The organism is Ruegeria sp. A4, from assembly GCF_056543025.1.
On record NZ_JBQGAW010000017.1, the window covers coordinates 1 to 15,242 of the forward strand.

Annotated in this window: 16 protein-coding genes, 1 tRNA gene and 1 pseudogene; 7 read left to right on the forward strand and 11 right to left on the reverse strand. The window is 58.2% G+C overall.

The genetic code is table 11. The features are described 5' to 3' along the window. A pseudogene (locus ACR0E2_RS20470) lies at window positions 1–79 on the forward strand (IS5/IS1182 family transposase); the annotation flags it as partial. 168 nt (window positions 80–247) lie between these two features. On the opposite strand, the gene ACR0E2_RS20475 reads toward ACR0E2_RS20470, so the two are convergent. After that, window positions 248–323, reverse strand: a tRNA-Val gene (locus ACR0E2_RS20475). Window positions 324–618: 295 nt separating this feature from the next. Here ACR0E2_RS20475 and modA point away from each other — a divergent pair. From modA to modC, 3 genes are read left to right on the forward strand one after another with little or no spacing between them, the layout of a single operon-like run. Then, window positions 619–1,398 (forward strand): molybdate ABC transporter substrate-binding protein, encoded by a 780-nt coding sequence (gene modA / locus ACR0E2_RS20480; RefSeq protein WP_480447733.1) that lies wholly within the window; start codon window positions 619–621, stop codon window positions 1,396–1,398. 5 nt (window positions 1,399–1,403) lie between these two features. Next, entirely contained in the window at window positions 1,404–2,096 is a 693-nt protein-coding gene (gene modB, locus ACR0E2_RS20485; protein ID WP_171233971.1) for a molybdate ABC transporter permease subunit, read from the forward strand. Continuing rightward, window positions 2,093–3,193 (forward strand): molybdenum ABC transporter ATP-binding protein, encoded by a 1,101-nt coding sequence (gene modC / locus ACR0E2_RS20490; protein ID WP_480447734.1) that lies wholly within the window; start codon window positions 2,093–2,095, stop codon window positions 3,191–3,193. Before modB ends, modC begins: the two co-directional genes overlap by 4 nt. On the opposite strand, the gene ACR0E2_RS20495 is transcribed toward modC, so the two are convergent. Then, on the reverse strand, window positions 3,190–4,122 hold the full coding sequence (locus ACR0E2_RS20495; RefSeq protein ID WP_171207135.1) for a Hint domain-containing protein: 933 nt from the start codon (window positions 4,120–4,122) through the stop codon (window positions 3,190–3,192). The two genes, modC and ACR0E2_RS20495, sit on opposite strands and share 4 nt — an antisense overlap. Then, window positions 4,123–4,635 carry a toxin-activating lysine-acyltransferase gene (locus tag ACR0E2_RS20500; protein ID WP_480447735.1) on the reverse strand — a complete coding sequence of 171 codons (513 nt, stop codon included), beginning with the start codon at window positions 4,633–4,635 and terminating at the stop codon, window positions 4,123–4,125. A 185-nt stretch (window positions 4,636–4,820) separates the two neighbouring features. On the opposite strand from ACR0E2_RS20500, the gene ACR0E2_RS20505 reads away from it, so the two are divergent. Then, the gene (locus ACR0E2_RS20505) at window positions 4,821–5,228 is read left to right on the forward strand and encodes a hypothetical protein (RefSeq protein WP_480447736.1); all 408 of its coding nucleotides are present in this window, start codon (window positions 4,821–4,823) and stop codon (window positions 5,226–5,228) included. Between the two features lie 3 nt (window positions 5,229–5,231). On the opposite strand, the gene hemF is transcribed toward ACR0E2_RS20505, so the two are convergent. Genes hemF through clpS form a run of 4 tightly spaced genes read right to left on the reverse strand, consistent with a single transcriptional unit; the run spans window position 5,232 to window position 8,308 of the window. Then, window positions 5,232–6,116, reverse strand: coding sequence for an oxygen-dependent coproporphyrinogen oxidase (gene hemF, locus ACR0E2_RS20510; protein ID WP_480447738.1), 885 nt, complete (start codon window positions 6,114–6,116; stop codon window positions 5,232–5,234). A 5-nt stretch (window positions 6,117–6,121) separates the two neighbouring features. After that, window positions 6,122–6,922, reverse strand: coding sequence for an SDR family NAD(P)-dependent oxidoreductase (locus ACR0E2_RS20515; protein ID WP_171172745.1), 801 nt, complete (start codon window positions 6,920–6,922; stop codon window positions 6,122–6,124). A 36-nt stretch (window positions 6,923–6,958) separates the two neighbouring features. Next, the gene (locus tag ACR0E2_RS20520) at window positions 6,959–7,924 is read right to left on the reverse strand and encodes a class I SAM-dependent methyltransferase (protein WP_480447739.1); all 966 of its coding nucleotides are present in this window, start codon (window positions 7,922–7,924) and stop codon (window positions 6,959–6,961) included. A gap of 42 nt (window positions 7,925–7,966) precedes the next feature. Next, the gene (clpS, locus tag ACR0E2_RS20525) at window positions 7,967–8,308 is read right to left on the reverse strand and encodes an ATP-dependent Clp protease adapter ClpS (RefSeq protein ID WP_152456986.1); all 342 of its coding nucleotides are present in this window, start codon (window positions 8,306–8,308) and stop codon (window positions 7,967–7,969) included. A gap of 93 nt (window positions 8,309–8,401) precedes the next feature. Between clpS and ACR0E2_RS20530 the strand changes: the two genes are divergently transcribed. Continuing rightward, window positions 8,402–9,103 (forward strand): HAD family hydrolase, encoded by a 702-nt coding sequence (locus ACR0E2_RS20530; RefSeq protein WP_480447740.1) that lies wholly within the window; start codon window positions 8,402–8,404, stop codon window positions 9,101–9,103. A gap of 280 nt (window positions 9,104–9,383) precedes the next feature. After that, window positions 9,384–10,778 carry a D-alanyl-D-alanine carboxypeptidase family protein gene (locus tag ACR0E2_RS20535; protein ID WP_480447741.1) on the forward strand — a complete coding sequence of 465 codons (1,395 nt, stop codon included), beginning with the start codon at window positions 9,384–9,386 and terminating at the stop codon, window positions 10,776–10,778. 57 nt (window positions 10,779–10,835) lie between these two features. On the opposite strand, the gene ACR0E2_RS20540 is transcribed toward ACR0E2_RS20535, so the two are convergent. The 4 genes from ACR0E2_RS20540 to ACR0E2_RS20555 all read right to left on the reverse strand — a co-directional run bounded on the left by ACR0E2_RS20540 (window position 10,836) and on the right by ACR0E2_RS20555 (window position 14,751). Continuing rightward, the gene (locus ACR0E2_RS20540) at window positions 10,836–12,083 is read right to left on the reverse strand and encodes a hypothetical protein (RefSeq protein ID WP_480447742.1); all 1,248 of its coding nucleotides are present in this window, start codon (window positions 12,081–12,083) and stop codon (window positions 10,836–10,838) included. Window positions 12,084–12,232: 149 nt separating this feature from the next. Then, complete coding sequence (locus ACR0E2_RS20545) at window positions 12,233–12,994, reverse strand: LamB/YcsF family protein (protein ID WP_480447743.1); 762 nt, start codon at window positions 12,992–12,994, stop codon at window positions 12,233–12,235. Between the two features lie 12 nt (window positions 12,995–13,006). After that, window positions 13,007–14,005: a 5-oxoprolinase subunit C family protein gene (locus ACR0E2_RS20550; protein WP_480447744.1), complete on the reverse strand. Its 999-nt coding sequence runs from the start codon at window positions 14,003–14,005 to the stop codon at window positions 13,007–13,009. Then, window positions 14,002–14,751: a 5-oxoprolinase subunit B family protein gene (locus ACR0E2_RS20555; RefSeq protein WP_480447745.1), complete on the reverse strand. Its 750-nt coding sequence runs from the start codon at window positions 14,749–14,751 to the stop codon at window positions 14,002–14,004. The genes ACR0E2_RS20550 and ACR0E2_RS20555 overlap by 4 nt, the downstream gene beginning before the upstream one ends. Window positions 14,752–15,242: the final 491 nt, after the last annotated feature.

Here is a 15,242-nt window from a genome sequence, read left to right on the forward strand (position 1 = left end):
CGTGGCGACACGCTATGACCGTTGTCCCAAGGTCTTCCTATCAGCCATCGCACTCGCGGCAACCGTAATTTACTGGTTATGGGTCCTGACCCCAGGTCGTTTTACGATTGTTGCCATTGCCCAAATCTCCTGTGTTGGAGATATCTTTTCCGTTCAAGTGCAGCGGAGGCGCAGCGGACACAGTTTCATGCGCAGCATAGCAAGAGGTGCTAGTCGCGTAAGACCTTGATACGCTGCGGGGAAAGGATGGTGGGTGATGAGAGACTCGAACTCCCGACATCTTCGGTGTAAACGAAGCGCTCTACCAACTGAGCTAATCACCCGTGATGCTGCATTTAGCCAAGCCTGCGGGCAGGTGCAAGAGGGTCTGGAAGATTTTCTTGCGTTCCGTCTTCGGCGGCCGACCAACGGGGCATCGTGCAAGCAGTAGGCAGAACATGCGGGCGCTCTGGGCGCCTTTCGGGCCGGAAGGTGCGCAGCCAAATTTTCAGACAGATCGATGGAAAACGCCTTGCTCAACCTGCGACCCATCATGTGTAAATGGCCAAAGGCGCTTGCGCGCCACCGGTGGCGTCCGATATCCCCGGAGAGACTGAAACAAACCGGTCGGGAGTGTACATGACCCTATCCTTCGCCCGCCGATTATGGATGGTGGCATTGGTCCTTGGCATGACGGCGTTGGCCCCGATCCGGGCCGGTGCAGAAGGCATTCTGGTCTTTGCAGCGGCCAGCCTCAAGACCGCATTGGACGAAATCGTTGGCGGGTACGAAAACCAGACCGGTCAGAGCGTTTCCGTTTCCTATGCGGCGTCGTCGGTCTTGGCCCGGCAAATTCAGCAAGGCGCGCCTGCGGGTGTGTTTGTCTCGGCCAATACGGATTGGATGGATGTGTTGGAGCAGGACGGTTTGATCCGGGCAGACACTCGGGTTGATCTGCTGGGCAACGGCCTGGTTCTGGTCGGGGCTGAAGATCATGCGCAAGTGGGTGAAATCCAGCCCGGATATGACCTCAAGGCGGACTTGAAAGACGGCTATCTGGCCATGGCACTGGTCGACGCGGTGCCTGCCGGTATCTATGGCAAAGCTGCATTGCAAAGCTTGAACCAGTGGGAGGCTGTGCGGAATCAGGTGGCGCAGGCCGACAATGTGCGCGCTGCGCTGGCCCTGGTGGCGGCCGGGGCCGCGCCGCTTGGGATCGTGTACCAATCAGACGCCAGGGTGGAAGAAAGGGTCCGGGTCGTTGGGACGTTCCCTGCCGATCTGCATCCACCGATTATTTACCCTGCGGCACTGACCGTCGATGCAAAAGAAGGAGCACACGCCTTTCTTGAACACCTGAAAACGGATGCTGCCACGGCTGTATTTCTGGAGCAGGGATTTACCCTGCCGGGCAGGTGATTGCATTGGATTGGTTGGGGCCTGCCGAAGTAGAAGCATTGAAGCTTTCATTGCGCGTGTCCTTCTGGGCGACGCTGGCGACTTTGCCGTTTGGTATTTTTGTCGCTTATGCTCTGGCGCGTTGGCGGTTTCCTGGACGACAGGTTTTGAACGGTCTGGTGCATTTGCCTTTGATCCTGCCGCCGGTTGTCACCGGATACCTGCTGTTGCTGACCTTCGGCATTCAAGGGCCGCTGGGCCGGCTTTTGGCCGAGTTCGGGATCGTAGTGGCCTTTCGCTGGACAGGCGCGGCCCTTGCCGCCGGGATCATGGCCTTCCCTTTGATGGTCCGGGCGATACGTTTGTCGATCGAAGCGGTGGACCCGAAGCTGGAACAGGCAGGGGCAACTCTGGGCGCGTCGCGTCCGATGGTGTTTTGTACGGTGACCTTGCCGATGATTTTACCGGGTGTCATAGCCGGGGCTATTCTGGCCTTCGCCAAGGCCATGGGTGAATTTGGTGCGACGATTACCTTCGTTTCCAACATCCCAGGTCAGACGCAGACGTTGCCTTCGGCTGTCTACGCCTTTTTGCAGGTCCCGGGCGGCGAGGCGGCCGCGACGCGGCTGGTTCTGATCTCGATCGTCGTCGCAATGAGCGCGTTGTTGCTGTCGGAGTATGTGGGGCGGCGTGCCGCGGCGCGGGTGGCCGGATCATGAGCCTGTCTGTTCGGTTGCACCACAATCTGTCAGGGATTGATCTGGACGTCAGTTTTGATGCGCCGCCGGGCGTGACGGTGCTGTTCGGGCGCTCGGGATCGGGCAAGACCACCATCGTCAATGCCGTGGCAGGGTTGTTTCGGCCCCAGGCGGGCCGGTTGGCGGTAGATGACTGGGTTCTGTTCGACACGGAACAGGGCCTGTGGCTGCCACCGCATCGGCGCCGATTGGGATATATTTTTCAGGAAGGGCGGTTGTTCCCCCATCTGACCGTGCGCCAGAACCTTGCCTATGGGCGTTGGTTTGCGCCGAAAAACACACGCCGCGAAGACCCCGACAGGGTCATCGACATGCTGGGCATCGGTCATCTGCTGGACCGCAGACCTGCCGGGTTGTCAGGCGGTGAGAAACAGCGCGTCGCCATCGGGCGGGCCTTGTTGGCAAGCCCGCGATTGATCCTTGCAGATGAACCGCTGGCAGCACTGGATGATGGGCGAAAAGCGGAAATCCTGCCCTATTTCGAGCGTCTCAGGGACGAGGTCTCGGTTCCGATCCTCTATGTGACCCACTCTGCCGCCGAAGTGGCCCGGTTGGCAACATCCGTTGTTGCATTGCAGGATGGCAAGGCCGTTCGCCACGGGCCCGCATCCGAAATGCTTGCCGACCCGTCAGTGGCCCCTGCGGGAATTCGCGCCGTCGGGGCCGTGTTGCAAGTTCAGGTTGCAAAGCATCATTCCGACGGGCTGACGGAGTTGAACGCCAATGGCGCGCGGCTCTTTCTGCCTCGTATCGCGCATGAGGTCGGGGCAAACTTGCGGATTCGGATACCCGCTCAGGAAGTGATCCTGTCGAACAACAAACCCGAAGGGCTTTCGGCACTGAACGTGCTGGCCGGGACCGTGGACACGATCCGGTCGGGCGAGGGGCCGGGTGCCATCGTGTCGGTAAAGACCCCGGCGGGCAATGTGCTTGCGCGGGTTACGCGTCGATCTGTTACGGCCCTGAACCTGAAACCAGGCAGCACATGTTATGCCGTGATCAAGACGGTTGCATTGGCCCCGCAGGATGTCGGCGGGCGCATTGTGGCCGGCAGCTAGTCGCAGGCAAGGGCGCGGGCTTCGTGTTCGCGCAGTATCAGGCGAGCCGCGCGCCCGAACCCGGTGTGACCCGAGGTCGGTCTGTCGGGGAATATCGAAGCCAGTTCGCGCAATGCCTCAGAGGACAGCGAATAAAGGGCCTCTTCCCCCAGAAACAGGCTTTCGGCCTGCGCGCCCTCGGCGTTCAGGATCTCATGCCGGTCCAGCAGGACGTGAAGATACTCGACCGTTTGAACCGATGTATCGATGCCGATGCCGGGCCATCCGCACAGGTGTTTGGCGGCAACCAGGGCTTCGGATGCGCCGAAAAGCAGCTCGACTTTCGGGCCTTTGACCAGGATCCTGTGCTGCTGCGATACCAGAAGGTCCCGTGAGGGTTCGTTCGGCCCCAGACTGCCCGCCGAGATACGAACGGGGCGCAAAGCAGGTTCATCGCATAATCGTTCGGGTGGAATCCTGCTGCTTTCGATCCAGCGGATAGGTTGCAGACCGTGATCGGCAGTGGCCACCATATGACCCGCGTCCAGCGTTTCGATCGCAAGCGGGCCGCTTTCAGTTTCGATCAGGGTTCCGGCCGCAAAACAGACGCCCTCGATCCGGATGACCACTTCCACCGGGTCCGGTGTGCCGGTGAATGGAAGGGTGAATGGGCCGGCTTGGGTTGTACCCGAGACGCTGATGAAGAAAGAATCGAAGACGACTTCTCCTTTGTCGAGACCATCGAAAAATGTCGGGTCGACGGTATAGGTCCACTCTCCCGTGTTCGGGTCGATCGAGGCGGTGCCGTTGGCGGGCTGTGCCGCAATCGTCCAGGTTTGCGTGACCGGATTGAAGTTTCCATTGTCCAGAGTGGGTTGCCCCGTCTCAACGTTGGGTGGAAAACCAGTCACATCCCCGGTCAGTTCGCCTGTGATCGGAACTGAAACCAATTAACCCTCGCCTTGCTGCAACACGCGTTCAAATTCCTTCTTGCGATACAGGCGCATGTGAACCTCGCCCGCTTCATCCCGCGTCCATTCGACAATGCGATTGCGTGTCATGTCACTGTCCATCCGGTTGGTGCGCACACGCGGGTGCGGGATTTCCTGCTTGAGGATATCAACAATTTGGCTGGTCTGTCCAAACGGAGCCACAAGATCAATGATCCAGAAGGATGATCCGCTGGTGAAATCCGTGTCGGAAAGGGGCTTTTCTTTCACCGCATAACGGAATTCGGCTTCGGGGCTGAGCCCGGCGAAGGTGACAAAACCACGGGGGAATCCGTGCTGTCGGAAGATATGGTACTGGCCCAGGCGAAACGGAGTTTCGAACGCGTACAAAACCTGTGCCAGACTGCGTTTCTGATGTGTTTTCGTCAAACCCGCCAGAAAGAACATAGCGCCCAGATCCGCGTATTTTTCCGGCGAGAAATCGAACCAGTCTTTTGGAAACGTCTTGCTCAAAGAGATGCCCAACAGTGTAACGGGAACCAAAAGTCTACAGCGAGTGTACTGCTTTCCTGCAATATGGGTAGAATAAATTCTTTGATGTGGTCAGTGTTGCCGGCTGGTTGGCCTGTCCTGCTTTACTCGCAGGTCGTCCCGACTATGCTATTGGTATCGGACCCTTGTTTCGGGATATCTGGATTATGCGTTCATTCAAGACTTTGGCTGCTGCCGTGCTTTTGTCGATACCTGCGATGGCCGAGGCTGTCGGGTTCGGCCTGTCCGTTCGGCCGCAATTTCGTACGGAAATCACGCCAATGCCGGACGGTGTCTACGAGGTCAAGGCCATCGGATCCTCAGCGCCCGTTAATTATTGGTGTGGAATTGGGGATTACGCGATCCGCAGTCTGGGCGTGCCAAACAACCAACGGATCTATATCTGGCGCGCCTATGAACCCGGCGTCCGGACCGTACAATTCTCGCTGGCCCCGCCGCCGGGGGCGGATACCAAGCCGGGATATTCCATCACCGTGAGGAAAGTCGGGGCCAACATGTCGGCGTCGTCGGCGCAGAACTACTGCTATGACAACTTCATCATGGACACGTTCTGAGGGTCAGATCCATTTCGCCATCGGTGGCAGGCTCATCAGAACCGCGTCCGGATCATGTCCGGTTTCCAGTCCGAACTTGGTGCCGCGGTCATAGACCAGATTGTATTCCGCATACAGACCGCGATGCACCAGCTGGGTGTCTTTGTCGGCGTCCGAGAAACCCTGTACGCGCCGTTTTTCAACCAATGGCACGAAAGCGGGCAGGAAAGCCCGACCGATATCCTGCGTCAGGGCGAAATCGGCCTGCCAGTCTCCGGTGCAATAATCATCCATGAAAATACCGCCTACGCCGCGTGCGCGTTTGCGGTGGGGAATATAGAAATATTCGTCCGCCCACTCTTTCAGGCGCGGATAATGTCCGGGTCCATGCGGGTCCAGATGAGCCTTTTGGGTATCATGGAAATGCGCCGTATCGTCATCATATTCGATGCAGGGGTTCAGATCCGATCCGCCGCCAAACCACCAGGCGTGCGGGGTCCAGAACATCCGAGTGTTCATATGCACCGCCGGGACATGCGGGTTCTGCATATGCGCCACGAGGCTGATCCCCGAGGCCCAGAAACGCGGGTCTTCGGTCATCCCGGGGATGCCTTTGCGTGCTGCCATCGCCTGTTGTGCACGCTCGCCCAGGGTCCCGTAAACTGTCGAGACATTGACCCCGACCTTTTCAAACACTCGCCCGCCGCGCATCACGGACATTAGACCGCCCCCTGCGTCAGAGCCGTCCTCGGACTGGCGTTTGGTTTCCTTGACTTCAAAGCGGCCGGGCTTTGCGTCGGAAAACGGGCCGGTGTCGTGGCTGTCCTCCAATGCTTCGAAGGCGGCAACAGTGTCGTCGCGCAATTGGCGGAACCAGGCTGAGGCGGTGTTTTTTTCTGTTTCGAACATGGGTCTCAATGCGCCGGTGCGGCGACAGGGTCAAGCAATGTGCGGCCGCCATCGATTGTCAGGATCTGGCCGGTGATGAATCCGGCTGCATCCGATGCCAGATACTGCGCGGTTTCCGTCAATTCAGTGGCCGACGCGATACGGGCAAGCGGTGTGTGCTTTTCGATATCGTCGCGGAATTCTCGGTTCTCTCTCAGCGTCGATTGCAGTGATGCACTCATGACCGAGCCGAGCGCAATCGAATTGACCCGGATGCGGTTCGGTGCCAACGCCACGGCCAGTGAACGTGTCATCTGATCCAGCGCGGCGGTCGACACGGAATAGGCCATCAGGTCGGGATGCGTGCGGCGGGCCGCGATGGATGACAGGTTGATGATCGATCCGGCAGGGTTTTCATCGTCATCCCCGGCCTGTTTGATCATGCGTTTTGCGACCAACTGGCTGAGCCGCAGCGCAGGCATCAGGTTCTGATTCAGCAAGGTACGCATCGAGTCGTCATCGGGATCAAGCGGATCAGACTGGATCACCTGGCGCGCGCCGTTGATCAGAATATCCACCTGATCAAACGCATCCAGTGTTGCCGACAGCAAATTGGCAATGGTCAGCTTTTCGCGCAGGTCGCCTGCGAAATAACGAATATTGCCGTCTTCTGCCTGTTCCCCAAGCTCATCGATCAGACGTTTCTCATCTATATCGGCGAACATGACATTTGCGCCCGCGTCCGCGAAATGCCGACCTATGGCCAGCCCGATGCCATTGGCCCCGCCTGTAACGATTGCTGTCTTGCCTGCGATGGAAAAGGACATCCGAATCCTCCTGAATTGGGGGCAGGTTAGCTGGCCTTATCGCCGAGGGCGAGAGGCCTCAAACACCTTGAACCGGTTGTCGCCGGCGGCTTCATCGACCCGAGCGAAGTGTTCGTTCAGAGTGGTTTCATAGGGAAGGTGGCGATTGGCGACCATCCATAGGGCTCCGTTGCGCGTCAGATTGCGTGCCGCTGCTGCGATGAAACCCTGCCCCAGCGTAGGGTCGGCACTGCGAGAGGTGTGGAACGGGGGGTTCATTACAACAATGTCCAATGGCTCTGGCGCAGACCAGGTGACGGCGTCAGCCCAATAAAACCGGGCCTTGGGGTCAGAGGCGTTGATGCGCGCGCAGGCAAGGGCCGTGTGGTCTGCTTCGACAAGATGCACGGATTTTGGGTTGTCGCGCTTCAAAAGCTCTGCGCTCAGATACCCCCACCCGGCACCCAGATCGGCCACGCGCGGCCCCAGCTTGGCAGGCAAGGCGTTCAGCAACATGGCCGAAGCGGGATCGATCCCGTCCGCTGAAAACACACCCGGTGCCGTGTGGTACCCATCGACGATCTGCGTCTTTGGCGCAGCCCAATCTGCAAAGCTCTGCGGGTCAGCCCGAAACCAGAAGATTTTCCCGTGTGCCTTGGACAGAGGCCCTTCGACCGAAACCCTTTTGCGAACATCTTTCAGAATGCTGTCCACGCCATCGGTCTTTGCGCCATCTATCACGACAACGCCGCGGGCTCGTGAACTGGCCAGATGGATCATCGCCCGCGCAAGCGCCTTGGCCCGCGGCAAAAAGACAATTGCATCCTGGCAAGGGTCTTCCGCCTCGGGCACCGTGTCAAAGCCTTGCGCGGCAAAATGGTCGTAAAAAGGTTTGAACGGCTGCACCACCTGCGCCGCATGGGGAAGCGCCGACAGATCATGGGCTGGAACAGGGCAGATCACGCTGAGGGGAGATGACAGCGACAGGCCGTTCTGCAATGCAAGTTCCAGGCGAGGGGACATGGGCAATTCCGGCAAATATGGGTGAGGGTCAGGCGAAAAGCCTTATTCTTCGCGTTCCATGGTGCATTGCAGCGGGTGCTGGTGCCGGCGGGCGAAATCCATAACCTGGCCAACTTTGGTCTCGGCAATTTCATGGCTGAAGACCCCGACGACGGCCACACCTTTTTTATGCACGGTCAGCATGATCTCGAATGCTTCTGCATGGGTCATGCCGAAGAAACGTTCCAGAACATGAACCACGAATTCCATCGGCGTGTAATCGTCGTTCAGCAACAGCACCTTGTACAAAGGCGGACGCTTGGTTTTTGGGCGCGTCTGCACCAGAACGGACGCGTCGCTGTCGTCGTCCGGTTCGTCAGACATCATCCAGGTCTTTTCCAGCATCGTAGGCAACTGTCCGATTCAGTTTTGGGCTTTATCTTCGCGCTTATATAACGTGGGGATGGCCGGTGAAAAGAGCAAGCGGACGTAAACGAGATGACTGACAAGCTGACGACAATCGGTTTCGATGCGGATGATACCCTGTGGCACAATGAGCGCTTTTTTCAGCTGACGCAGGCGCATTTTGCCCAGTTGCTGGCCGATCATGCCGACCAGGATCATCTGATGGAGCGGCTTCTGGCAGCCGAAAAGCGCAACATTCGACACTATGGCTACGGCATCAAGGGCTTTGTTCTGTCGATGATCGAAACCGCTCTCGAGGTCACGGATGACCGTGTGCCGGCCTCGGTCATTCGTCAATTGATCGAAGCCGGGCAAGAGATGCTGGCCTATCCGATCGAGCTGTTGCCCCATGCCCGCGACGCGGTGGAAGGCATGACAGGCTTGTGCCGGGTTGTCTTGATTACCAAAGGGGACCTGATCGACCAGGAACGCAAACTGGCTCAGTCGGGTCTGGGCGATCTGTTCGACGCAGTGGAAATCGTGTCTGAAAAGACCCCTGAAACTTACCGGTCGATATTTGAGCGGCATGGTGATGGCCCGGCGCGCGCGATGATGGTTGGCAATTCCATGCGATCTGACGTTGTGGCTCCGATCCAGGCAGGAAGCTGGGGGGTTCATGTCCCGCACGGCCTTATCTGGGAGGTGGAGCATGCTGAAGCCCCGGTCGACAGTCCCCGATTCCGGGAGTTGAGGGATTTGGGCGGTCTGGCCGAATTGGTGCACAGCCTGAAGTGATGTTGCCTTTTGGCCGCAGTTCCACGAAAACCCTGCCGGGTGTTGACCAAGTTCTGCCTCAATCGCGCATCTGGTGGGCTCAGGGCAGTATTTGTCTAGATATAGCCCAGTTCGAGCAACCTAACGAAACCGCGAAATGCTCAGCTTTCGGTTTATTTCACCAAGTCTCTGTGATAGTGTTTACGATAATAAAATAATTTTTGCTGACCGGGAAAACCCGGCGGCGCGAGGCAGACAGAGGCAAAAAATCGTGCAGATTCGGCGGACAGTTCCGGCCCGAATGGGCTTTTTTCTCATAATGTTGCTATGTGTGCTGGCGTTTGCGCCGCTCAGGTCCATGGCGGCACCTTACGCAGCGATGGTGATTGATGCCCGAACCGGAGAGGTTCTGCATTCGCGCAATGCTGACACAAGGCTTCACCCGGCATCGCTGACCAAGATGATGACGCTTTATATCGCGTTCGAAGCGGTGCGGAATGGTGAGATCACGCTGGATACCCCGGTTCGGATCACCAAAAAGGCGGCAGCCGAGCCACCGTCGAAGCTGGGGCTGCGCGCTGGTCAGACAATTGCTTTTCGCTATCTGATCCGCGCGGCTGCTGTGAAATCGGCGAATGATGCCGCCACGGCCATCGGTATTGCCATCAGCGGATCCGAGGCAGCTTTTGCGCGTCGTATGACGCGAACCGCCAAGGCGATGGGGATGAGCCGCACGACCTTCAAAAACGCCCATGGTTTGACCGAGGCGGGGCATCTTTCGACCGCACGTGACATGACCACGCTGGGTCGTCATCTGCTGTATGACTATCCGCAATACTACAACCTGTTCTCGCGCCAATCGACCTATGCAGGGATCAAGACTGTTCCCAACACCAACCGTCGCCTGCTGGCAGCCTACAAAGGCGCCGATGGCATCAAAACAGGGTACACCCGAGCGGCTGGGTTCAATCTTGTGGCATCGGCTAAACGCAAGAATGAACGCATCATCGCCACCGTCTTTGGCGGAAAATCTGGCGCCTCTCGGAATGCCAAGGTTGCCGAGCTTCTGGATTTGGGTTTCCGCCGTGCACCGTCGCGTGCGCCCATTCGCAAACCTGCGCGACCGGCTTATGCAGGAAATACCGGACTGGGTACCGGGACGCAGGTCGCCAGCGTGAGCGGGGCACCAAAATCCAGTTTGCGCCCGGTTCGGCGCCCCTCCGCGTCAACGCAAGTCGCAAGCGCGGTTGCTGTGACAGCTGATGAGAATCGCGACCGCATCACCAGCGCTATCGCGGCGGCCATTGCAGAAGCTGATATCGCGCCAACTGCACCACCGGTGGAAACATCCGACACGCGTCCGGCACTGCGCCCCGAAAATCTGGTTCTGGCTTCGACGGATTCCACCAAGCAGCCAGAGCCTGAGCAGGAGGTTGTCACTCGGCTGTCTTCGTCAGGTGGGCATCTGTGGGGGGTCAATGTGGGGCGCTATACCACTCGGTATGAGGCCGAGAAGGTTCTGCTGAAAACCGCTTTGTCGGAAATGACCACACTGGAAGGCACGCTGCGCAAAGTGAACCAAAGCGCGCGTGGGTTTGACGCAACCTTTCAGGGCATGACCCGCGAACAGGCGGATCTGGCCTGTCGCCGTTTGCAGGCCCGCAACGTCACCTGTTTCATGATCGGGCCATCATAAGGTTCGGCATATTCTCTCCTGAATGGGTCTGGGCTGCGGTATTCCGCAGCCCTTTTTTCAATCGAAAACGTGACCGTGCTGGTATTGTTCGTCCTGTCCGGCGGCGGCTGTCAGGGCGGCGACATTGTCCTTGGTGAAGAACCCATCATATTTGTGGCACCGCTCGATATACTCGGTAATCAGCAGGGTATGCTTGGAGTGTTTCGAGAAGATCTGTTTCAGGTTCGGATCGTCTTTGCACTCACCCACCACATGGGCCAGGAACGGCACACCCTTGTCCTTCAGGGTGTTCACGACGAAATCGACGTTCTTTTCCCCGGCGCCGTGATCGCCATCCTGAATCTCGACGGCCATGTGGTGCAGACGACGGCCAAAATTGCGCACGAAATCCTCGGTCGGCATCGGCAGTTTGGCGAAGGAGTTCACGAAGGATGGCGTGTTGTTTGCGGTAAACACCTTGGCCGGAGATTTCTTGTCATCGTCCACATTTCCGTTGCGGTTCACGTTGGTCGATGAGTTCATGTCGAATATGTTGTAAGCGCCCCAGAAATAATAGGGCACCATGGTCAGGAACTCGAGGATCGCATCCTCGCGCTCGCCCGCCAGGACCCGCGTCGCAAGATGGTCGATTCCCAGCATCAGCGGGGCGATTTTGCTTTCGGTTCCGAAAGCGGCGGCCTGTTCCAGACGGGCCTGTTCCGTTTCGCTCAGCAACACGCGATCCCCAAGGCCCAGACTGTCGGTGTCGTTGAAGTCGTGGGTCGAATACCCGACGCGGTTGCAGGTGAAATCGGACAGGGTAGTGAATCGGAACCCGTCCGATGTGTAGAACGGGTTCTCGGTATCCCCGGGATATTCGAACCGTATGTTCTGATCCTCAAGTGCATGGGTCAGCGCGTCAAGATCGCAAGCTGCGTATACCTCGCCTACATAGCGCGTCTGCGGTGTGTTGCGCGCCAGTGGATACATGCGATTTATGCGGGGGATGAAGTCTTCGAACCCGGGGCTGAGCGGCGCCATCAGGATCAGCGCAGGATAGTTAGGATGTGAATGCAGAACCGAGAATCTGTGGGTTCGTCCCAGATAGCTGGCGGTGTGCCGATAGGGTGTCATCACGTAAAGCTCGACCATCGTGTCGAACACTGCGTGGGGTTCGACCTGAATGATGATGGCCCGCATCGCGCCGACCTGATCCGCAATGCCCGAGCTTGTCCGGCGTTCGTAAATCTTCGGAAGGTATTCATTGAAGAAATCCGAGTTCTTCTTGTCGCCCCGGGGCTGATAAGACATCAGATCAAATGACATTCCACGACCTCCTTGCTCTTGCCCGCCATGGGTCAAGGCATTGTTTGAAATTGTAGTATTCAGAATATGCGTTTGCCTGCCATGCTAGGCGCTGAGGCCTGTACGGGCAACAGTCGTGAATTTGGGTTGCCAACGTTAACCCATGATGTTCAGCGGGTGAATTTCGTCACCTCGACACCGCCCCCGATCAGGCTTTCGCGAACAGAACGGGCGATCTGCACCGCAGTTGGTCCGTCACCATGCAGGCAAATTGTGTCGATCGAAGTTTCCAGCCGCTTGCCGCTTTCGGTGATGATCGCGCCTTCGCGGACCATGTTCAGGATACGTGGCCCTGCGACATCCGCGTCGTGGATCACCGCGCCGGGCAGGCTGCGGTCAACCAATGTTCCGTCGTCATTGTAGGCGCGGTCGGCAAAAATCTCGCCCACCCATTTGCAGCCCAGCTCGCGCACGGCGTCTTCCTGTTTCGTCACGGCAAGAACCACCACGATGATGTCGGGATCGACATCCAGCGCGCCCTGATAGCAGGCCCGCGCCATATCGACATCGACCGAACACATATTGGCCAGTGCGCCGTGCAATTTCAGGTGCCGAACTCTGGTGCCAACCGCCTTGGCCATGCCCATAGCTGCGCCCAACTGATACCGCACCAGATTGCGCAGATTTTCCTGGGACAGCTTCATGTTCCTGCGACCAAATCCTTGCAGGTCGGGAAACCCGGGATGCGCCCCGATACCGACACCATTCTCGGCCGCCAGCTTCATTGTCGATGCCATTACATCCGGATCACCCGCATGAAAGCCACAGGCAATATTGGCCGAGGTGATGATCTTCAGAAGGCTTTCGTCGTCGCCCATTTTCCATGGGCCAAAGCTTTCCCCCATATCGGCATTCAGATCGACGCTTGGCATCGGCACATCTCCTTAGTCGGTGGCAGAGATCACTCCGCTGATCAATTGGTAGGACAGCAAGTCCGGGATGTCATGCGGGTTACGCACCAACGCTTCGACTTTTGAGGGCAGGTGGGCAAGACCCGCCATGAATGCCGCGTGCAATTCAGTGGCTTGCTCCATGCTGACAAATTCGAACGTGATTGCTCCGCCCGCCGGTGTCTGCGCTGCGCGGGGCATATCGCAGGGCAAAACGGTCGCGATGCGGGGATACCCTCCTGTGGTCTGGCATTCAGGCAGCAGGATGAACGGATCTCCGGTTCCGGTCATCTGGATGTCGCCCGGGGTAATAACCTCGGACAAGATGTTCAGTTGGCCAGTGGCCGCAAACCCGTCGCCGTCACTGTTGACTTGCATCCCCATCCGGTTGGCGCGTGCGCCACGATGGAATGAGGTGCGCGCAAATCGATCAAGCGTTGCGCCATCAAACAAGGACGTCTGGAAGCTGGCGACGACACGCAGAACGCCGCCCGAGAAGCGTTCGGAAGGGGGAAGTTTCAAACCAGCGTCGCCTGCATCAGGGCCACAGGTCAGCCGGTCGCCCGGCTTCACCGCTCGCCCGATCCGTGCCGTCAGGTGCGCGGATCGAGATCCAAGAAAAACCTCTGAATCGATACCGCCTCCCAAATGAAGATAGCCGTAATTGCCTTGCAGAAGCGCACCGATGACCAGCCGTTGTCCGGGCTCCAGGTGATGCGAGGCATTCCAGGCCACGGGGCTGTCATCAATGCTGGCCTGCATCCGCGCACCGGTCAATGCGATGCGCATGCTCTGTGTGGCCTCGAACGTGCCACCCATTCCGGCCATTTCCAGCGCAGCAAGTTCCGGGCTTTGGCCGAGCAATGCTGCGCCTTCATGAAGGGCCAGTGTATCGACGGCCCCGGACCGGGAAAGGCCCTGGTCCAGATAACCTGTGCGCCCCTGATCCTGGATGGTACAAGCCGGGCCGATCTGGTGGACGATCAGGCTCATGGTGCAATCTCCTCGCAGGTTGCTCCGCCGGTGCCATCTTCGTTTTTGGCTCTGATATGTTCCAGGTCTTCGCGGGAAACGGGTTCGAATATCAGTTCATCCCCAGGCTTGAGGGCGAATGCCTCGGTCGTCTCGGGCCGGAAACACCGAAAAGCCGTCTGCCCGACATGCCGCCAGCCGGTTGGCGTTGGTCCGGAAAACAGGACAAACTGAGAAATTGCAAGAACCAGAGCGCCTTCGGGCACCATGGGGGTCAGGTTTTGCAGCCTCGGAATGTTGAACTCGGGGGGCAATGGCCCAAGGTAGGGTTGCCCGGGGGCGAACCCTATCGTCAAAACCCGCACACGGGACTGGCCAAGCCGCCGTATCGCTTCTTCCGGCGCGAGACCGGCAGCAGCAGCGGCATCGTCCAGCTGGGGCGCAAGGTCGGTGCCATAGACCGTCGGAATTCGCCACAGCCTGCGGCCTGTTGGAAGTGCTGTGTTGTACCAGTCCTTTTGGTCGACGAGGTCCTGAAGCTTGTGCAGCATCTGTTGGTGGGTGGTGCTTTGCGTATCGAACCGGACATATGCCGAGGCCAGCGTGGCAGAAGACTCCGTGACCTCTTCCCATTGAAGCCGATCCAGTTCAGATCGAAAGGCCAGCGCCGCTCGGTTCGCTGTCTCAGACATCGTGTCCGCAAATGTGACAAGCGCACCGTCAAATCCGACGGTTCTGACCAGTGGGAACGTAAGGTGACGCGTCATGCCTGTCTCGCTGAAGAAGCCGAAAACGAATGTCCGAGACCAGAACCCATCCCGGTGGGATGTTCAAGATAGGTGTTCAGAATGTTGGCGCGCTCAAGGTGGGGTTGGACTCATGTGGGTCGCCCCGGCATGATGCGGTTCGAAATCTGGCCTTTGAGGTTTTCAATGCAGATTCTGGCAGAGTCCCGAGTCGATTCACGGACTTGAGTCGCGCGGCCTTGTGTTCAGTGTTGCTCGATTCCCTATATATAGTAGTGCCATCTTGCGTCTTCTCGGTTGTGTCGTGGCCATCCGATGGAGAGGGCCCCGACAGACACAGGAAGGGTAAGCTTTCCAGTCTTGTAATATATTGGTTTTATTTGATTAAATTGAAATTTTCAAAAAAATGCTCTGCGACGTCATTTTCCGCTTGCGGGATTTGTTTGTTATACTTAGAACCCCCTTCACCGGCGCTGCTGAGGCGCTGGGACGCGGCGGAAGCGGCGGTTACA